Consider the following 18,793-nt stretch of genomic DNA (forward strand, 5'->3'; position numbering starts at 1 on the left):
CAGGCGCTCCGCCTCCGCGAGCCGCTCGGCCCGCCGCCGGGCCCGTTCCTTACTCACGCGCGCACGCGCCCACGTCGGCGTGCAGGCCGGCGACCCAGGTACGCAGGATGGTGGCGCCCGCGTCGCCGGACTTCTCCGGGTGGAACTGGGTGGCCGAGAGCGGGCCGCACTCCACCGCCGCCACGAACGGCTCCTCATGGGTGCAGGTGATCACGGTCGCGCCGGCGGCCGCCAGCACCGACGTGTCGCGGGCGGCGTACGAGTGCACGAAGTACGCGCGGCTGGCCGGACGCAGATCGGCGAACAGCCGGCTCCCGGCGGGGACGTCCAGAGTGTTCCAGCCCATGTGCGGTACCCGCCGGGCCGGCAGCCGGGTCACGCCGCCGGGCAGCAGACCGAGCCCCTTCGTGACGAGCCCGTGCTCCTCCCCGTACTCGAAGAGGATCTGCATGCCGACGCAGATGCCGAGCACGGGGCGCCCGGCCGCCACCCGCTCGGCGATGACCGGGCCGGCGTTGAGCCGCTCGATGCCGGCCAGGCACGCGGCGAACGCGCCGACGCCGGGGACGACCAGGCCGTCCGCCTCGGCGGCGGCGTCCAGGTCCGCGGTGACGGTCACGTCGGCGCCCGTCCGGGCCACCGCCCGCTCCGCGGAGCGCAGGTTGCCCGACCCGTAGTCGAGCACCACCACGGACGTCACCGACCCTGCCTTCCGCTCCGGGCGCTCCTCGCGCTCACAGAGCCAGCCTTTCGCTCGCGACTGCGGTGCTTCCTGCGCAACACGGCGCGCTCCGGGCACTCCTCGCGCTCACAGAGCCAGCCTTTCGCTCGCGACTGCGGTGCTTCCTGCGCAACACGGCGCGCTCCGGGCGCTCCTCGCGCTCACAGAGCCAGCCTTTCGCTCGCGACTGCGGTGCTTCCTGCGCAACACGGCGCGCTCCGGGCGCTCCTCGCGCTCACAGAGCACCCTTGGTGCTTGGCACGACGCCCGCCGAGCGGGCGTCCAGCGAGACGGCCTCGCGCAGCGCCCGGGCGACCGCCTTGAACTGTGCCTCCACCACGTGGTGCGCGTCCGGGGTGGCGCCGGGGCGGGCGGCGCGCAGCACGGTCACGTGCAGCGTCAGCCGGGCCGAGTACCCGAACGACTCCCAGATGTGGCGGGTCATGCTGGTCGGGTAGACCGGGCCGATGTACGGGGCGAGCGCCGGCTCGTCGTGCACCACGTACGGGCGGCCGGACAGGTCCACGGCGGCCTGCACGAGCACCTCGTCCATCGGGATGGTGGCGGAGCCGTACCGCCGGATGCCGGCCTTGTCGCCCAGCGCCTCGGCGAACGCGGCGCCCAGGGCGAGCCCGGTGTCCTCCATCGTGTGGTGGGCGTCGATCTCCAGGTCACCGACGGTCCGCACGGTCAGGTCGAAGCCGCCGTGCCGGGCGATCTGGTTCAGCATGTGGTCGTAGAAGCCCACGCCGGTGCCGATCTCGCCCTTGCCGGTGCCGTCGAGGTCCACCTCGACCAGCACCTTGGTCTCGGCGGTGGTGCGCTCCACCCGGGCGGTCCTGCTCATGCTTTTCGCTCCAACCAGGCGTCGATGGCGGACAGGAACGCGTCGGTCTCCGCCGGCGTGCCGGCGGTGACCCGCAGCCAGCCGGCGAGGCCGACATCGCGGATCAGCACCCCCCGCTCCAGCAGGATCCGCCACGGCTCGCGCTGGTCGCCACCGGTTTCGAACAGCACGAAGTTGGCGTCGCTGGCCGCGACGGTCAGGCCGCGCCGGCGCAGTTCCGCGACGATCCGGTCCCGCTCCTGCTTGATCGCCTCGACGGTGGCCAGCAGGGTATCCCGGTGCGCCAGGGCGGCGCGGGCGGCGGCCTGGGTCAACGCCGACAGGTGGTACGGCAGGCGGACCAGGTGCACGGCCGCCACCACGGCCGGGTCGGCGGCCAGGTAGCCGAGGCGCCCGCCGGCGAAGGCGAACGCCTTGCTCATCGTGCGGGTCACCACCAGGCGCGGGTGCCCGGGGAGCACGCTCAGCGCGCTGGGTGTGCCGGGGCGGGCGAACTCGGCGTACGCCTCGTCGATCACCACCATGCCGGGCGCCTCGGCCAGGACGGCGGTGATCACGGCCGGTTCCAGCGCGGTGCCGGTGGGGTTGTTCGGGGAGCACAGGAACACCACGTCCGGCCGGTGCTCGCGCACCTGGGCCACCGCGTGCTCGGCGGTGAGCCCGAAGTCGGCCCCGCGGCGCCCGTCGACCCAGGTCGTGCCGGTGCCGAGCGCGAGCAGGGGGTGCATCGAGTACCCCGGGGTGAAGCCCAGCGCTGTGCGGCCCGGACCGCCGAACGCCTGGAGCAGCTGCTGCTGGATCTCGTTGGACCCGTTCGCCGCCCACACCTGCTCGGCGCGCAGCCCGTGCCCGAGGTACTCGGCGAGATCGGCGCGCAGGGCCGCGGCCTCCCTGTCCGGGTACCGGTTGAGGTCGCGCAACTCCGCCTGGACCGCCCTGCCGACGGCGGCGACCACCGACTCGGGTACCGGGTAGGAGTTCTCGTTCGTGTTGAGCCGGACCGGCACCTCCACCTGCGGCGCGCCGTACGGCGAGCGGCCGCGCAGGTCGTCGCGGAGCGGCAGGTCGTCCAGCGTGGTCATCCGCCGACCCTCGCCCGCACCGCGTCGCCGTGCGCCGGCAGATCCTCCACCGTGGCCAGCGTGACCACGTGGTGCGCGACGTCCCGCAGGGCGGCCTCGTCGTACTCGACGAGGTGGATGCCGCGCAGGAAGGTCTGCACCGACAGGCCGGACGAGTGCCGGGCGCAGCCGCCGGTAGGAAGCACATGGTTGGACCCGGCGCAGTAGTCACCGAGCGAGACCGGCGAGTACGGGCCGACGAAGACCGCGCCCGCGTTGCGGACCCGCAGGGCCACCTCCCGGGCGCCCTCGGTCTGGATCTCCAGGTGCTCGGCGGCGTACGCGTCCACCACCCGCAGCCCCTGCTCCAGGTCGTCGACGAGCACCACGCCCGACTGCGGGCCGCTCAGCGCCTGGGCGACCCGTTCGCTGTGCTTGGTCGCGGGCACCAACCGGGCCAGCGCCTCGTCGACGGCGTCGGCCAGGCGCACCGACGGGGTGACCAGCACGCTCGCCGCGAGCGGGTCGTGCTCGGCCTGGCTGATCAGGTCGGCGGCGACGTGCACCGGGTCGGCGGTGTCGTCGGCGAGCACGGCGATCTCGGTCGGGCCGGCCTCGGCGTCGATGCCGACCCGGCCGCGCAGCAGCCGCTTCGCGGCGGTCACCCAGATGTTGCCCGGACCGGTGATCATGTCGACCGGCACACAGCCGTCGCCCGCGTCGGCGCCCTCGCTGCCGTACCCGAGCATCGCGATCGCCTGCGCGCCGCCGACGGAGTACACCTCATCCACGCCGAGCAGCGCGCAGGCGGCCAGCACGCGGGAATCCGGCAGGCCGGTCTCCTTCTGCGGGGGGCTCGCCACCACCAGCGCCGCCACGCCGGCGATCTGCGCCGGCACCGCGTTCATCACCACCGTCGACGGGTACATCGCCAGGCCGCCCGGCACGTACAGGCCCACCCGGGACACCGGGACCCAGCGCTCGGTGACCGTGCCGCCCGGCACCACCTGGGTGGTGACGTCGGCCCGCCGCTGGTCGGCGTGCACCTTGCGCGCCCGGCGGATGCTCTCCTCCAGGGCAGCGCGCACCTGTAGGTCCAGCGCCTCGGCGGCGGCCGCGATCGCCGCCCGGGGCACCCGCAGCCGCTCCAGCCGCACCCCGTCGAACCGCTCGGTCGCCGCCCGGATCGCCGCGAAGCCGCGCGCATGCACCGACTCGACGATCGGCCGGATCGCCTCGGCGGCGGCCGTCACGTCGAGCTGGGCGCGGGGCAGCAGTCCGCGCGGGTCGCGTGAGCTCCCGCGCAGGTCGATCCGGGTCAGCACCCGTCGAGTCTAGGTCGCCGCCAGGCCCGCCGGCCGCGCCCGTCCAGGCAGTGAGACCGGCCGCACCTCGGCGGTACGCTCAATCGATGACGCCGCGGTTGCCGCTGTTCCCCCTGGGCACCGTCCTGTTCCCCGGCCTGGTGCTGCCGCTGCACGTGTTCGAGGATCGGTACCGCGAGCTGGTCCGCCACCTGATGGCGCTGCCGGAGGGCCAGAACCGGGAGTTCGGCGTGGTGGCGATCCGGCACGGCTGGGAGGTGCAGACCCCCGGGGACGGGCCGGGTACCCGCGCCACGGTCAGCCTGCACGAGGTGGGCTGCACCGCCGAGCTGCGGCAGGTCACCGAGCACCCGGACGGCCGGTTCGACATCGTGACCGTGGGCCGGCGCCGGTTCCGGATCTCCAACGTCGATGACGGGGCCGCGCCGTACCTGACGGCCGAGGTGGAGTGGCTGCCCGAGCCGGCCGGCGGTGCCGACCTGGCCGACGCGCTGGCGCCCCGGGTCCTGGCCACGTTCCGGCGGTACCTGACGCTGATGCGCACCGACGACGGCGAGGTGGGCGAGCAACTGCCGGAGGACCCGACGGTGCTGTCCCACCTGGTTGCCGCGACCGCCGCGCTGACCCTCGCCGACCGGCAGCGGCTGCTCGCCGCGCCGGACACCGCCAGCCGGCTGCGCGCCGAGCTGCGGCTGCTCAGCCGCGAGGCGGCTCTGCTGCGCCGGATCCGGGCTGTCCCGGTCCCGTTGTCGGAGCTGTCCAGTCCGCCGAGCCCCAACTGAGCTCCGGGGGCGGGTAGACCGGCGGTTCCGTCTCCGGGCGCAGCGTCATGTACCGGGACCAGCCGGCCAGCATCGTGTAGGTGGCCGCCGCCGCGAACGCGGGCACCAGCAGCGCACCGCGAATCCACGGGATGAAGCCGTACACCAGCCGGAACTGTTCGGCGCGCAGGTCCGGCGGCTTGCCGAACCGGGTACCGACGGGCGCCGACCCGAGCAGGCGGTGGTATTCGGCCAGCCCGATGTGCCGGCCCACGTACCAGCCCAGCAGTGCGGCGCCGATCCCACCCAGCACCACCGACAGCAGCCCGACCGGCCCCCGCAGCCGGCGCGGCGCGAACCACACGACCACGGCCACCAGCAGGCCGAACGCCAGCCCGAGCAGCGTGAACCAGCCGTCGGCCGCGAAGTACTGCTCCGGTTGGGGGTCGGCGAGGACCGGGCCGTTCGTGGTCATCTCCACCGGGACGTCCGGGGCGAGCGTCGACCACAGCCAGCCCAGCGGCGCACCCAGCCCGGTCACGACGGCCACGGTGAGCAGCGCCAACCCGGCGGTCAGGGCGGGCCGCTTGCGTTCCGGCACGAACGGCGGCGGATACGGCTCGACGCCCACCCAGGGCGGCCCGACCGGAGGCTGCGGATGCGGCTCGTCCGGCCGCGGCTCACTCACCCACCGATCCTCTCAGGTGAGCGACAGATGGGTGCGGAGGGCGTCATCAATGCGGCGGGCGTACTCCGTTTCCAGGTCAGCCGCGCGAAGCAGGGCAATGGCCTGGTGCGGCACGGCCGGGCGGGTGGCGCCGCCGGTCCGGGCGGCGTAGGCGTCGACGAACGACACGTCGTCCTCCGGCAGGCTCATGCTGAGTTTCACGGCACCCGTACTACCCATGACGCCCTCCAAGTGGTGCCACCCTTGGTGTACCGGCGGTGTGACTCAGCTGGCGATGGCGCTGGGGCCAAGGAGGGCCTTGAGGTCGGCCATCAGTGCCGTGGTCGGGGCCACCCGCACCGGACCCAACCGCAACAGCGTGGCCCGTGACCCGTTCACCAGGCGCAGGTGCACCTCCGCGGCGCCCGGGTGGCTGGCCAGAACCTCCTGGAGGCGATCCACCAGCGGGGGCGTGCACCGGACAGCGGCAGCGCCAGTACCACCGGCTTCACCTCGTCCTTGGCGGTGATGTCGGGCGTCGACCTTGCGCAGGTAGTCGTAGAAGTCGGTGTAGGCGCCCTTCTCCCGGCGGCAGCGGCGTCGGCGGCCAGCATCGTCATGTGGGTGTACGTGCCGCCGCCGGAGACGTCGTTCTCGCCGCCGTCGGCCCAGCGCACGCGGGTACGGTCGGAGCGGTGGGTACCCGGCGTAAGGTACGCCTTCAGGCCGATGATCGGCTTGACCCCGGCCGCGGTCGCCTGCTTGAAAAAGTCGTACGCGCCGTACAGGTTGCCGTGGTCGGTCATCGCCCCCTCCCGCTCGCGAACCGCACCGCCACACGCGACCAGGGTCACGTCTGCTGGCCGGCCTCAGCGGCCGAAGGGCTCCATCATCACGGCGGTCGCGCGCAGCCAGGCGAGCCGGGTGTTCTGGTGCAGGTAGCCGTACTCGATGGACGAGCCGGTCTCCAGCGCCGGGTCGTACGGCACCACCACGACCGCGCGGGTGCGGGTGGCGAAGTGCCGGCTCAGGTCGTCCAGCAGCGGCGAGTGCCCCGGCGTCGGGCAGGACAGCAGGGTCACCGCGTTGTCGGCGAGCTGGCCGAGGCCGATCTCGTGCAGCAGGTCGAGCATCCAGTCGGCGGTGAACGCGGCGTCCTCCCGCGGCACCGTGGTGATCACGAGCTGGTCCGCCGCCTGGAGCACGGTCTGCCAGTTCGCGCTCTCCACGTTGTTGCCGGTGTCCACGCAGATCACGTCGTGGGTGCGGCGCAGCAACTCGAGCACCCGGCGCACCGTGTACTTGTCCAGCCGCTGGGCGAAGCGCGGGTTCTCCTCGCCGGCCAGCACGTCGTAGGTGGCGTCCTGGCCGTGCCGCAGGTAGTCGTCCAGCCGCTCCAGCAGGGCGGCCCCGTGCTGGTTCTCCACCTCCATCAGGTCCGCGATCAGGTGGCGGATCGTGCGGGCGTGCCGGGCGCTGCCGGCGCGCAGCCCGAGGGTGCCGCGCAGTTCGTTGTCGTCCCAGGCGAGCACGCCCCGGCCGCGGGCCTGCCCGATGGTCGCGGCGGCCAGCACCGTCGCCGTGGTCTTGTGCACGCCACCCTTGGGGTTGGCGAACGCCAGCACCTTCGGGCCGCCCAGTTCCCGGCGCAGGACCGCGAACGCCGGGTCCTCCACGCCCTCGCGGGCCTGCGGGTCGCGCCAGGCGTCGCCGGGCGAGAAGGTGGCCGCCAGCCGGGCGCCCAGCCCGGTCGGCGCGCCGCTCCTGCCGCCCGTGGTCGGGCTGCCCGGTGGCACGGTGCCCGTGGTCATGCTGCCCGTGGTCATGCCGGTCACCGGGGTGCCGGTCGGCGGGGTCGGGGGGCGCAGCGGGTGCGCCAGGACGGGGCGCGCCGAGGCGCTGGCCGCCGGGTGTGGCGGTACCGGCGCGGTGCCCGGCCGCGGCGCGGTCGGCCCGTATGCCGCCCCGGGGTGGTTGGGGCCACCGCCCGGCGGCTCCGGCGCGGCACGCCCGCGGCGCGACCCGCCCGGCTGCGGCGCGGGCGGCGGCGACACCGGCGTCGGCCCCAGCGGCTCCGGCGGGCTGACCACCGGCACGCCGGCCACCTGCTCCTGTTCACCGGTGCGGCCGAGCAGCGCCCGGTCCAGCAGTGCGCGCCAGCGTGGTCCCGGTTCCGCAGGCCGGCCCCAGCCGGTCTCGGTGCCCTCCACGCTCACCCTCCCGACGCCGCTCCACCCCGCCCTGACAGGCTACGGAGGAAAGTCCTTCCGGACCACACCACGCGGCCGATCGCCGCCCGGTTCGCCCGGCACGATCCGCCTTTGCCGGATCAACGCCCCAGGTCGGGGCCTGGGAACGCCCGGTCCGCCGCGGTGGACCCGCCCCGCGTCGCTCCTCGACAGGTGGGACGGCCGACCCGCCGGGCGTCGGGCGACGGGGTTCGCTAGGGGCCGCCGGCCGGGGCGTCCGCGCTGGGGGTCGCGGTCGGCGCCTGGCCGGACGGTCCCTCGGTCGGGCCGGACTCGATGGGCTCCCCGGTCCCGGGCGAAGCACCGGCGGTGGACTGTGGTGCCGGCGAACCCGGCGTTCCGGACGGCGACGGGGATTCCTCGGGGGCCGTGGGCAGTGGCACCTCGTCGGTGGTCTCGGGCGTCGCCGTCACCGTCCCGCGCTGCTCGGGCAGCGGTGGAACGAACACCGCCTCGTCCAGCCGGGTCACCTCGGGCGCCGGGTCCACCGCGCGCACCTCGGGGCGGTCCAAGATCACGTTCAGCGCCGCCGGGCGGGCGCGCACGACCGCGGCGTACAGGCAGGCGCAGTGCTCCCGGTACGCGGTCGCCTCCGCGCGGGCGGTCGCGGCGCTCAGCTCGTACTGGTTGCCGGCGCCCCGCACGCCGGTGGTCAGCGCGTCCAACTGGCCGGCCCTGCTCTCCCGCTCGCCGGCCGCCCGTTCCATGCCCCGCGTCACGTCGTCCGGCAACCGGGTGGCGGAGATGCGGACCGCCCTGGCGTCCGGGCCGGCGCCCTGCGCGCGGGCGAACACGGCGGCGACCGAGGCGCCGGTCAGCACCGGTGCCAGCCGCTCCGGCGGCAGGTAGGCGCCGAACGCCACCAGGGCGTACGTCTCGCCGTGGCGCACCGGGGGACGGTCGGTCAGCATCGCCTTCAGTTCGGAGCGGCTGCTGTCCACGTACGCCGGGATGGTGTCGCCGGCGGTGACCCCGACCCGGACCACGCCCGGCCGGGACCGGCCCGGACCGGGCTGCTGCGCGACCACCCACGCGGCGGCGAACAGGACCGCGCTCGCCGAGACCGCCGCCGCGCCGGCCAGCACCGGCATCCGCACGGGTGCGCGGCCGAGCCGCACGAGCCGCGCCGCCAGCGGCGGCAGCAGCCTGCGGTCCAGTTGTCGCAGCAGGTCCGCCGCGCGCGCGCCAAGCACCCCGTCTCCTGCCCACCCGTCGTTGTGTTGCGCCGCGCCAGGCCCGGATGAGGACTATCCGGCGGCCTCGCGCAGCAGCGCCAGAGCACGTTCCAGGTCGTCAGGGTAGTCGCTGGTGAAGCAGACCTCCTCCTGCCTGTACGGGTGCAAAAAGCTCAACCTCCGGGCGTGCAACCACTGCCGGGACAGCCCCAACCGGCCGGCGAGCGTCGGATCCGCCCCATACGTAAGGTCCCCGACGCACGGGTGACGCAGGGCCGAAAAGTGCACCCTGATCTGGTGCGTGCGGCCGGTCTCGAGACGCACGTCGACCAGGCTCGCCGCCGGGAACGCCTCCAGGGTGTCGTAGTGGGTGACGCTGGGCTTGCCCCCGGAGACCACCGCCCACTTGTAGTCGTGGGTCGGGTGCCGGTCGATCGGGGCGTCCACGGTGCCGCTGAGCGGGTCGAGGTGCCCCTGCACCACGGCGTGGTAGCGCTTGTCCACCTCGCGCGCCTTGAACGCCCGCTTCAGCACGCTGTACGCCAGTTCGCTCTTGGCGACGACCATCAGCCCGGTCGTGCCCACGTCCAGGCGGTGCACCACGCCCTGCCGCTCGGGGGCGCCGCTGGTGGCGATCGTCTGCCCCATCGCGGCCAGCCCGCCGGTCACGGTCGGGCCGGTCCAGCCCGGGCTGGGGTGCGCCGCCACCCCGACCGGCTTGTCCACCACCACGATGTCGTCATCGCTGTGCACGATCTCCAGGCCGGGCACCGGCCGCGCCGGCTCGGGCGCCGCGGACGGTGGCGCGGGCAGCGTCACCTCCAGCCACGAGCCGCCGGCGACCTTGTCCGACTTCGGTCGCGGTACCCCGTCCACCAGCGCGTCGCCCGCCTCCACCAGGGCCGCGGCTGCCGTCCGGGACAGCCCGAACAGCCGCGACACCGCCTGGTCCAGGCGCATCCCGTGCAGACCGTCCGGCACCGGCAGCGACCGCCGGTCACCCATCGCTGTGTTCACCCTTCGATTCTCTCCGGGGACCCGGTGGACCGGGCGGCGGAGGTCCGCTCCCGTTCCGCGGGTTCCCCGTCCGCCCACCCCGGACCGGCCTCTTCCCGGGTGGCGGCCTGCTCCTCGCGAGTGGCCCGCCGGACGCGGGTGCCGTCCCGTTGCCGGCCGGTGATCTCCAGCAGCACCGCCAGGGTCACGCCGACCACCAGGCTGCTGTCCGCGAGGTTGAACACCGGCCAGACGTTGCCGGCCGGGTCGAACAGGCTCACCATGTCCACCACGTGGCCGACCAGCGGCCCGGGCGCCCGGAACAACCTATCCGCCAGGTTGCCCAGCGCGCCGCCGAGGACCAGCCCGAGCGCCACCGCCCAGGGCAGCGAACGCAGCCGCAGGCTCATCCAGACGATCCACGCGACCACGGCCGCGGCGATCAACGGGAACACGAACGTGTGGTCCCGGCCGAGGCTGAACGCGGCGCCGCTGTTGCGGGTGAGGGTCAGGTACACCGCGCCGCCGAACAGCCGCGTCGGCGGGTGCCCGTCCAGCGTGCGCAGCGCCAGATGCTTGGTGAGCTGGTCGGCCAGGACGATCAGCGCGGCCGCCAGGGCCAGCGCGCCGACCGACCGGCGCCGGCCGGGAGCCTGCGGGGGGTTCAGCGTCTCTCCTCCAACTGCTTGCAGGTCACGCACAGCGTCGCGGACGGGAACGCCGCGAGCCGCTCCACCGGGATCGGGTTCCCGCACCGCTCGCACATGCCGTACCCGCCCTCGTCCAGCCGCTCCAGCGCCCGCTCCACCTGGTTGATCCGGTCCAGCAGGTTGTTGGCCAGCGAGATTTCCTGCTCCCGCTCCAGCGTCTTGGTCCCGGTGTCCGCCTGGTCGTCGCCGGACGAGTCGATCAGCCGGTCCCGCTGGAGTTCGGCGATCTCCGACAGGTGCTGGTCGTACTCCTCGCGCAGTTCCGACTGCCGTTCGGCCAGCGCGCTGCGGATCTTCTCCGTCTCCGCCGCCGGCCGGGCCCGCGGCACGGCGCGCTTGCCCGCCGCCTTCGTGGCGGCTGCCTTCACCGGCTTCGTGTCTGCCATCGTCGCTCCCTCGGCCGCGGTCGCCGCGGCGGTCGACGGTACCTGGGTGGGTGCTGCCTGGCCACCCTGCGCACGCCCGGTAGCCCGCGCGGGCGCGGACGCCCGACCGGCCATGGCGCCCCCCATAACTGATGCAGATAACAAAACGGCGCGCGGCGGGCGCGCCGCGCACTGTCGAGGGTGGCAAGGATACGGAACGTAGACACCGTCGACAACACTGTGCTCTCGCCGTGCCGCCAACAGCGTGATTCCCCTCCGCCACGATCCGGGCAAAAGGAACTTATCACGGCATAGGCCCGTCACTGCCGTTCTCCGCGAACCAGCGGGCGAGCCGGCCGCGCCGACTCACCGCGCGCAGGCGGCGCTCCGCGGCGTCCCGGACCTCCGGGCTGGTGACCACGAGCAGGCTGTCGCCGGTCCGCAGCCGGGTGTCCGGGCCCGGCACGAACCCGGTGCCGTCCCGCTCGACCAGCGTGACCTGCGCGCCGACCGGCAGGCGCAACTCGTCCACGTGCACGCCGGCCAGCCGGGAACCGGCGGGCACCTCCACCTGGAGCAGGTCGGCGTGCATCCGCTCCAGCGGGGCCGTCTCCACCAGCAACTCGGTGGCCTCGGCCGGCGCGGTCACCCCGAGCCGGCGCGCGACCGGGGCCAGCGTGCCGCCCTGGACCAGCGTGAAGACCACCACCAGCACGAAAACGGTGTCGAACAGCCCGGTCGCGCCCGGTACCGCGGCGGAGAGCGGAATCGTGGCCAGCACGATCGGCACCGCCCCGCGCAGCCCACCCCAGGACAGGAACGCCTGGTCGGCCGGGCAGACCCGGAACGGCAGCACGCTGACCAGCACCGCGAGCGGGCGGGCGAACACCACCAGGGCGAGCCCCACGAGCAGGGCGGGGAGCACGGCGCCGGCCAGCCGGTCGGGCGAGGCGAGCAGGCCCAGCAGCACGAACAGGCCGATCTGGGCGAGCCAGGCCAGGCCGTCGGCGAAGCCGAGGATGGCCTGGCGGTGCGGCAGCCGGCCGTTGCCGAGCAGCACGCCGGCCACGTACACGGCGAGGAAACCGGAGGCGTACGCCACCGTCCCGGCCGCGTACGCCAGCACGGTCAGACCCACGGCGGCCAGCGGGTACAGGCCGGCGGCGGGCAGGGCGGCGCGGCGCAGGGTCCACACCCCGGCCAGGCCGACCGCGAAGCCGACCAACGCGCCGCCGGCCAGCTCGTACCCGACGATCAGAACCTCGTACCACCAGGGGTGGCTGCCCGCCGAGGCGGCGCTGAGCAGAATGACCAGCAGGACCGCCGGGGCGTCGTTCATGCCCGACTCAGCCTCGAGGGTGGCGGACAGGCGGGGGCGCAGGCGCAGCCGGCGCAGGGTGGAGAAGATCGCCGCCGCGTCGGTGGAGGAAAGCACCGCGCCGTAGAGCAGGGCCAGGCGCCACGGCAGGCCGAGCGCCAGGTGCACGACCGCGCCGACGACCAGCACCGAGACGAGGACCCCGACGGTGGCCAGCGACACCGACACGCCAAGCACCGGTCGCACCGCCGACCAGCGCGAGGTGAGCCCACCCTCGGCGATGATCACGATGAGCGCGCAGCTGCCCAGCACCCGGGTCAGCTGGGCGTTCTCGAAGGTGATGCCGAGACCGGACTCGCCGATCGCCACCCCGAGCGCCAGGTAGACCAGCAGGCTGGGCAGGCCGAGGCGGCTGGACAGCCGCACGGCGGCGACCGCGACCAGCAGCACCGCCGCCCCGACCAGGAGCGCGAGGTCGAACCGGCCGGTCATTTCGCGTCGCGCAGCGCGCTGACCCGCTCGGCCAGGTCCGCGGGCGGGTCGGTGATGGTGAAGAGCTTGTCCCTACTGGCCGCGCCGGTGCGCAGCAGCACCTGCGCCGGGCGCAGGGACAGCGCCGTGGCGAGCGCGCGCCGGGCGGCCTCGGTGGCCCGGCCGTCGACGGCCTTCTCGCGCACCGCGACGACGAGTTCGGGACCGTGTGGACCGTCGTGCCGCCCGCCGACCCGAGGTCGGGAAACGCCCGGTTTGACCCGAACGGCGACGGTCGCCGGTGTTGCGGCGGGAGTGGACCCCCGCCTCACACCCGTCGGGCGTCGGCGAGCAGGGCGCTGTCCGGCTCACAGAGGCCGCAGGGGGTGAAGCCGAGTTCGACCGCCTCGCTGACCGGCAGCGGTTCGGCGGCCCGGCCCAGCAGGTGCACGCAGCCGCCCACGTGGTACCGGGGCCGGCCGTCGACGACCAGCACCTCGGTGCTCATCCGGGCGACCCGGGCGGCGTCACCCGCCGGCACCTGCTGCGGCTCCGGCTCGTCGGCCGGGTCGGCCTCCTCGGCGGGCGCCTCCTGCGCGGGGATCGTGGCCGTGCCGCGCTGCTCCCCGGCCGCCGCCGGGTACCCGGCCCGCTGCGCCTCCGGCTGGCTGCCGGACCGCTCGAAGCCACGCCCGTTCAGGTACGCCTCGGCCTGATCCCCGATCGACGGCTCGCCGGTATCGCCGACCGGCTGGGTGCTCCGCGACGGTCCGGCGGGCTGGACCACCGGGCCGTCCGCGTCCTCGTCCTCCGGCGCGTGCCCGCCGGGGAACGGCTCGTCGCGGGCGCCGGCCCGGGCCGCGGCCGCCTGCCGGGCGCCGACGACCAGGGCGACCGCGGCCAGCAGGCTGGCCACGATCGAGCCGACCAGCAGCGCGCTGGAGCCCTGTGCCAGGCCGAACACGAGCAGTCCGACGGCCACCAGGATGAGTAACAGGCTTCCGACGATCACGACTCACCCCTGTGGCACATCGAACTGCGACGCATCCAGCTATGACGCTGCGCTGTGGCGCAGACCTGTGACGCTCAACGAGGGACGGGCGGAGCCGTTGCGGTCAGCGCGCGGGCTCGATACCCGCCCGGCCGCCGCCGTAGGAGGCGCCGATGCCCGCCGTGGCCAGGCCACCGCCGGCGCCGCCGGCCCGGTTGCCCTCCACCCGGCTCATCTCGGCCTCCAGGCCCTCGCCGCGGCCGACCAGGTCGCGCAGCTGGCTCTCCAGGTACGCCTTGAGCCGGGTCCGGTACTCGCGCTCGAACTGCTTCAGCTCCTCGATGTGCTTCTGCAGCGCGGTGCGCTTGGCGTCCAGGCCGCCCATGGCCTCCTGGTGCCGCTGGCGGGCGTCCCGCTCCAGCGCGTCGGCCTTGGCGCGCGCCTCGCGGGTGACCTCCTCGGCCTTGGTCCGCGCATCGGAGAGCAGCTTGTCGGCCTCGCGGCGGGCGTCCGACACGTGGTCGTCGGCCGTCCGCTGGGCCATCATCAGCACCCGCAGGGCCTGCTGCTCGCCGTCGCCGCCGGTGACCGGGCCGCCCTGGGCGCGCACCTGGTCCAGCTCGGACTGCATGGCCCGGGCCGCCTGCTCGGCGGAGGCCTTCTCCCGCTGGACGCGGTCCAGCTGGGCCTTGAGGTCGGACAGCTCGGCCGCGAGCCGGGGGTCGGCGCCGGGGCCGGCCGGTGCCGCGACCCGCCCGCCGCCACGCTCCACCTGCGCGCGCAGCTCGTTGTTCTCCTCGATCAGACGGGCGAGCTCGCGCTCCACCTCGTCAAGGAAGGCGTCGACCTCCTCCTCGTCGTACCCCCGCTTGCCGATCGGGGGCTTCTTGAACGCGACGTTGTGCACGTCGGCCGGGGTCAGCGGCATCGAAACTCCTCGGGTCAGTTGAGGCCGCGTCGTTGGTTCGCCCGCGGGCGGGTGGTGTGCCCGCTACTCCTAGAAGAACTGCGGTAGTACGAAGCGCAACAGCACGAACAGGATAACCAGCAGCAGAATAGAGGCCAGGTCGATGCTCACGGTACCAATACGAAGTGGTGGGATCACCCGCCTCAACGCTCTGAGGGGCGGATCAGTGACGCTCCACACGACTTCGAGTGATGCCGCTGCGCCCCGACCGGGCTGCCAGCGTCTTCCGTACTGCAGGACCGCGCTCATCACGAACCGACCCAGCAACGTCAGCAGGAAGCCATAGACCACCAGGTAAAGGGTCTGGATGACGATCGATACCACGCTCGGCGACAGTCCTTAGTCCGGTCAACTCTGGTCGAAGAACCCACCCTCGGCGATCTTGGCCTTGTCCTCCGCGGTGACCTGGACATTGGCCGGCGAGAGCAGGAACACGCGGTTGGTCACGCGCTCGATCGTACCCCGCAGCCCGAACGCGAGCCCGGCGGCGAAATCCACCAGACGGCGGGCGTCCGCCTCATCCATTTCGGTGAGGTTGATGATCACTGGTACCCCGTCGCGGAAGTGCTCGCCGATCGTGCGGGCCTCACGGTACGTGGTCGGGTGCAGCGTGGTGATCTGGTAGCGCTGCTCCTCCTCCTCGGCCACGACCATCCGCTCGCGCGGCTGCGCGTGCGGGGCGAGGGCGAGATTGTCCCGGGTCGGAAAGCCGACGGACGCGTCCGCGCCCGAGGCCGAGCGGGTGATCGAGCGCACGCTGGAGCGGCTCGACCGGGCGTCCAGGCGGTCCGCGGCGAACCGCTCGGCGCGCTCGGAACGCGAGCGGGGCACGACCGCGCCCGGGTCGTCGTCCTCGTCGTCGGCGAACTCCTCGGCGTACCGGCTCTCCCGGTAGGCCGGTTCCGGCCGGTACGTGGCCTGGCGGTCCCGGTCGCGGTCGCGGTCGCGCTCGCGGTAGCCGTGGTCGGCGTACCCGCGGTCGTCGTCGTAGCCCCGGTCGTCGTCGTCCTCGATCAGACCGAGCCACACGCCCGCCTTGCGCAGTGTGCTCATCTCGCCCCCTCGCCGCCTGTGCCGCGCGGCACGCACCCCGCTCATCGGGGCCCGGGCTCGCGTCACCCGGGCTTCGCGGCCCACCGCACACAAAGTCGCGGTTCCCTTGCCCACAGTGGGCCGTGTTAAAACAACACCGATGTAGTTTGCGCCGTCCGGCCAGGCTACCGCAGCGGTGCACGCGCACCGAGCAACGCGCTACCGACGCGGACGTGTGTCGCGCCGTGCTCGATCGCCGCCTCCAGATCGCCGCTCATGCCCGCGGACAGGGCCGTGGCCTCGGGATATGCGGCGCGGACCGCGGCCACGACCCGGGACAGCCGGGCGAACGCGGCGGCCGGCTCCTCCTCGGCGGGGGCCACCGCCATCAGACCGCGCAGCCGCAGGGCGGGCTCGGCCGCCACCGCCGCGAGGACGCTGTCAAGTACCCGATCCTCCTCGGCCACCCCGCCGCCCGGCACCGCGCCCCCGCGCGCCGGGTCGCCGTCCAGGCTCACCTGGACCAGCACGTCCAGCGGGCGTTCCCGCAGCCGCTCGGCGGCCCGGCCGAGGGCGCCGGCCAGGCGGACGCCGGCCACGGACTGCACCACGTCCGCGTACCGGACCACCGACTTGGCCTTGTTGCGCTGCAACTGCCCGATGAAGTGCCACCGCACCGCCGGGCCGGGCAGGCCGCCCACCTCGGCGGCCTTCGGCGCCGCCTCCTGGTCCCGGTTCTCGCCCACGTCGGTGAGGCCCAGCGCGGCCAGGTGCCGCACGTCAGCCGCCGGGTAGGTCTTGGTGACCGCGACCAGGGTGACCTCGGCCGGCGACCGCCCGGCCGCCGCACACGCGCGGGCCAGACGGTCGCGGACCCGTTCCAGGTTGCCGGCCAGTTCGGCGCGGCGGTCGATACCGGTCAGGGTCAGGACCCGTTCTTGAGGAAGTCGGGCACGTCCACGTCGTCGAAGAGCACCCGCCGGGCGGGCTGGCTGGGCGCCGGCACCGCCGGGGGCGCCGACACAGCGGGTGCGCCGGAGTCCACGGCCGGGTGATGGCCACCCGCCCCGGGCGGGGTCTTGCGCGGCGCCTCCGCCGCCGGCCGGTACGACGGGGCACCGCCGTCGAAACCGGCCGCGATCACGGTCACCCGCACCTCATCGCCGAGCGCGTCGTCGATGACCGCACCGAAGATGATGTTCGCGTCCGGGTGGGCCGCGTCGGTGACCAGCTGGGCGGCGTCGTTGATCTCGAACAGACCCAGGTCGGACCCGCCCGCGATGGACAGCAGCACGCCGCGCGCCCCGTCCATGCTCTGCTCCAGCAGCGGGCTGGAGATGGCCGCCTCGGCCGCCTCGACGGCGCGGTTGTCGCCCCGGGCGCTGCCGATGCCCATGAGCGCGCTGCCCGCCCCGCTCATCACGCTCTTGACGTCGGCGAAGTCCAGGTTGATCAGTCCGGGGGTGGTGATCAGGTCGGTGATGCCCTGGACACCGGAGAGCAGCACCTGGTCCGCCTGGCGGAAGGCGTCCATCATGCTGATGCCGCGGTCGCCGAGGGCGAGCAGCCGGTCGTTGGGGATCACGATGAGCGTGTCGCACTGGTTGCGCAGTTCCTCGATGCCGGCCTCGGCCTGCACCTGGCGGCGCTTGCCCTCGAAGGAGAACGGCCGGGTGACCACGCCGATGGTCAGGGCGCCCAGCTTGCGGGCGATGTTGGCCACCACCGGGGCGCCGCCGGTGCCGGTACCGCCGCCCTCGCCGCAGGTGACGAAGACCATGTCGGCGCCCTTGAGCACCTCCTCGATCTCGTCGCGGTGGTCCTCGGCCGCGTTCTTGCCCACGTCCGGGTTGGCGCCCGCGCCCAGCCCGCGGGTCAGCTCCCGGCCCACGTCCAGCTTGACGTCGGCGTCGCTCATCAGCAGCGCCTGCGCGTCCGTGTTGATCGCGATGAACTCGACGCCCTTGAGGCCGACCTCGATCATCCGGTTCACGGCGTTGACTCCGCCGCCACCGATGCCGACGACCTTGATGACCGCGAGGTAGTTGTGCGGAGGTGTCATCGGACAGCCTTCCCTTCCGAGGTCGGCGCCGTCGGCGTGCCGCCCGGGCGCGGCGTACGGCCCGGCCAGACCGCCGTCGACGGCGCTTCGTACACGGGAGGGCGAGGGGTAAACCCTCACCCTCTACTAGAGGCTTAGAGTTATGTCAACCATGGGCCTCTCTCCGGCAACGTAAGGGCACCTAGTCCGTGATCCAAGGACCGGCGCGGCGTGTCGGCGGGAAACCCGTCACCGGACGGTGACCACGTCCGGAGCGCTGACGTCGATGATGGCGCCCTTCTTCGTCTTCTCCCGGGCGAGCAGGGCGGACGCCGCCCGGGCCTTGGCCGGCAGTTCGGTCGCGTCGCCCCAGATCACCTGCCGCCCGTCGCGCAGGTCCAGCCGGATCCGCGCCGGCCCGGTCACCTCGATGGCGGTCAGTTCGGCCCGCAGGTCGGCGTCGAGCGCGCCGAGCACCCGCACCGCGGCCTGGGTGTTGGGGTCGCCGGCACCCGGCGAGGCCACCTTCGCCAACGGCAGGTCGGCGGGCTTCTCCCCGACCGTCCGGAACGCCACCCCCGCCGCGTCCACCAGGACGAAGGTCTCGCCCTGCGGCACCGCGGCGACCGGGGTCCGCTCGGTCACCGAGACGGTCAGCCCGCGGGGCCAGTCCCGGGCCACCGTCGCCCGCTCCACCGGCGGCAGCGTCTCGATCCGGCGCGCCACCTCACCCAGGTCCAGGCGGGCCAGCGGTGCGCCGGGCGGCACCGCGGCCGCCGCGCGCACCTGGTCCGGCGTGACGATGGCGACGCCGGTCACCGACACCTCCCGCACCCCGAACGCCGACGTGGCCAGCAGCACCCACGCGGCCAGCCCGGCCAGCGCGACCAGGCCGGTGGCGGCCGCCCAGGGCGCCGCGGCACGCATGCGCCGCCGCCGGGAACGCTGCATGAACCGGCGCACCGAACTGGGCACCGCGTCCCCGCGGGCGCGCACCAGCCGCCAGCGCCGGGTGGAACCACCCGCGCCGGGCCGGCCGTGGCCGCCCGGGCCGCCCGCGCCGCCGCCGCGACCGCCCCGGCCACCGGCGCGCGGG

Annotated in this window: 21 protein-coding genes and 1 pseudogene; 1 reads left to right on the forward strand and 21 read right to left on the reverse strand. The window is 74.3% G+C overall.

Annotated features, from left to right (window positions below; all coding sequences use genetic code 11):
- Positions 1-49 precede the first annotated feature (49 nt).
- From hisH to hisD, 4 genes are all read right to left on the reverse strand, one after another.
- Positions 50-700 (reverse strand): imidazole glycerol phosphate synthase subunit HisH, encoded by a 651-nt coding sequence (gene hisH / locus KJS59_RS17505; RefSeq protein ID WP_213453978.1) that lies wholly within the window; start codon positions 698-700, stop codon positions 50-52.
- 256 nt (positions 701-956) lie between these two features.
- Positions 957-1,568, reverse strand: coding sequence for an imidazoleglycerol-phosphate dehydratase HisB (gene hisB, locus KJS59_RS17510; RefSeq protein ID WP_213453979.1), 612 nt, complete (start codon positions 1,566-1,568; stop codon positions 957-959).
- A complete protein-coding gene (locus KJS59_RS17515) occupies positions 1,565-2,650 on the reverse strand; it encodes a histidinol-phosphate transaminase (protein WP_213453980.1) in 1,086 nt (361 codons plus the stop codon). The genes hisB and KJS59_RS17515 overlap by 4 nt, the downstream gene beginning before the upstream one ends.
- Complete coding sequence (hisD, locus tag KJS59_RS17520) at positions 2,647-3,954, reverse strand: histidinol dehydrogenase (RefSeq protein WP_213453981.1); 1,308 nt, start codon at positions 3,952-3,954, stop codon at positions 2,647-2,649. Before hisD ends, KJS59_RS17515 begins: the two co-directional genes overlap by 4 nt.
- An 86-nt stretch (positions 3,955-4,040) precedes the next feature.
- Here hisD and KJS59_RS17525 point away from each other — a divergent pair, with 86 nt between their 5' ends.
- Complete coding sequence (locus tag KJS59_RS17525) at positions 4,041-4,736, forward strand: LON peptidase substrate-binding domain-containing protein (protein WP_213453982.1); 696 nt, start codon at positions 4,041-4,043, stop codon at positions 4,734-4,736.
- Here the strand turns inward: KJS59_RS17525 and KJS59_RS17530 are convergent.
- The 17 genes and pseudogenes from KJS59_RS17530 to KJS59_RS17610 all read right to left on the reverse strand — a co-directional run bounded on the left by KJS59_RS17530 (position 4,651) and on the right by KJS59_RS17610 (position 18,696).
- Positions 4,651-5,403, reverse strand: coding sequence for a DUF2567 domain-containing protein (locus tag KJS59_RS17530; protein ID WP_213453983.1), 753 nt, complete (start codon positions 5,401-5,403; stop codon positions 4,651-4,653). The two genes, KJS59_RS17525 and KJS59_RS17530, sit on opposite strands and share 86 nt — an antisense overlap.
- A gap of 12 nt (positions 5,404-5,415) precedes the next feature.
- Positions 5,416-5,604: a hypothetical protein gene (locus KJS59_RS17535; RefSeq protein ID WP_213453984.1), complete on the reverse strand. Its 189-nt coding sequence runs from the start codon at positions 5,602-5,604 to the stop codon at positions 5,416-5,418.
- A 383-nt stretch (positions 5,605-5,987) separates the two neighbouring features.
- Positions 5,988-6,191, reverse strand: a pseudogene (locus KJS59_RS32275) (PHP domain-containing protein); the annotation flags it as partial.
- 60 nt (positions 6,192-6,251) lie between these two features.
- Positions 6,252-7,592: a MinD/ParA family ATP-binding protein gene (locus tag KJS59_RS17545; RefSeq protein WP_213453985.1), complete on the reverse strand. Its 1,341-nt coding sequence runs from the start codon at positions 7,590-7,592 to the stop codon at positions 6,252-6,254.
- Between the two features lie 233 nt (positions 7,593-7,825).
- Positions 7,826-8,824 carry a hypothetical protein gene (locus KJS59_RS17550; protein ID WP_213453986.1) on the reverse strand — a complete coding sequence of 333 codons (999 nt, stop codon included), beginning with the start codon at positions 8,822-8,824 and terminating at the stop codon, positions 7,826-7,828.
- A 54-nt stretch (positions 8,825-8,878) separates the two neighbouring features.
- On the reverse strand, positions 8,879-9,811 hold the full coding sequence (locus KJS59_RS17555; RefSeq protein ID WP_213454010.1) for an RluA family pseudouridine synthase: 933 nt from the start codon (positions 9,809-9,811) through the stop codon (positions 8,879-8,881).
- 8 nt (positions 9,812-9,819) lie between these two features.
- A complete protein-coding gene (gene lspA / locus KJS59_RS17560) occupies positions 9,820-10,503 on the reverse strand; it encodes a signal peptidase II (RefSeq protein WP_249714346.1) in 684 nt (227 codons plus the stop codon).
- Positions 10,467-10,898 carry a TraR/DksA family transcriptional regulator gene (locus KJS59_RS17565; protein WP_213453988.1) on the reverse strand — a complete coding sequence of 144 codons (432 nt, stop codon included), beginning with the start codon at positions 10,896-10,898 and terminating at the stop codon, positions 10,467-10,469. Before KJS59_RS17565 ends, lspA begins: the two co-directional genes overlap by 37 nt.
- Positions 10,899-11,181: 283 nt before the next feature.
- A complete protein-coding gene (locus tag KJS59_RS17570) occupies positions 11,182-12,687 on the reverse strand; it encodes a potassium/proton antiporter (RefSeq protein WP_213453989.1) in 1,506 nt (501 codons plus the stop codon).
- Complete coding sequence (locus KJS59_RS17575; RefSeq protein WP_213453990.1) at positions 12,684-12,998, reverse strand: DUF167 domain-containing protein; 315 nt, start codon at positions 12,996-12,998, stop codon at positions 12,684-12,686. The genes KJS59_RS17570 and KJS59_RS17575 overlap by 4 nt, the downstream gene beginning before the upstream one ends.
- A complete protein-coding gene (locus tag KJS59_RS17580; RefSeq protein ID WP_213453991.1) occupies positions 12,995-13,678 on the reverse strand; it encodes a hypothetical protein in 684 nt (227 codons plus the stop codon). The genes KJS59_RS17575 and KJS59_RS17580 overlap by 4 nt, the downstream gene beginning before the upstream one ends.
- Positions 13,679-13,781: 103 nt before the next feature.
- Positions 13,782-14,585 (reverse strand): DivIVA domain-containing protein, encoded by an 804-nt coding sequence (locus KJS59_RS17585; protein WP_213453992.1) that lies wholly within the window; start codon positions 14,583-14,585, stop codon positions 13,782-13,784.
- A 69-nt stretch (positions 14,586-14,654) separates the two neighbouring features.
- Complete coding sequence (locus tag KJS59_RS17590) at positions 14,655-14,948, reverse strand: YggT family protein (RefSeq protein ID WP_213453993.1); 294 nt, start codon at positions 14,946-14,948, stop codon at positions 14,655-14,657.
- A gap of 24 nt (positions 14,949-14,972) precedes the next feature.
- Positions 14,973-15,677, reverse strand: coding sequence for a cell division protein SepF (locus KJS59_RS17595; RefSeq protein WP_213453994.1), 705 nt, complete (start codon positions 15,675-15,677; stop codon positions 14,973-14,975).
- A 164-nt stretch (positions 15,678-15,841) separates the two neighbouring features.
- Positions 15,842-16,585, reverse strand: a complete 744-nt coding sequence (locus KJS59_RS17600; protein WP_213454011.1) for a YggS family pyridoxal phosphate-dependent enzyme — start codon at positions 16,583-16,585, stop codon at positions 15,842-15,844.
- Complete coding sequence (gene ftsZ, locus KJS59_RS17605; protein ID WP_213453995.1) at positions 16,582-17,718, reverse strand: cell division protein FtsZ; 1,137 nt, start codon at positions 17,716-17,718, stop codon at positions 16,582-16,584. The genes KJS59_RS17600 and ftsZ overlap by 4 nt, the downstream gene beginning before the upstream one ends.
- 228 nt (positions 17,719-17,946) lie before the next feature.
- Entirely contained in the window at positions 17,947-18,696 is a 750-nt protein-coding gene (locus KJS59_RS17610) for a cell division protein FtsQ/DivIB (RefSeq protein ID WP_249714348.1), read from the reverse strand.
- Positions 18,697-18,793: the final 97 nt, after the last annotated feature.

It is taken from the genome of Rhizomonospora bruguierae, from assembly GCF_018397995.1.
Lineage (GTDB): Bacteria > Actinomycetota > Actinomycetes > Mycobacteriales > Micromonosporaceae > Rhizomonospora > Rhizomonospora bruguierae.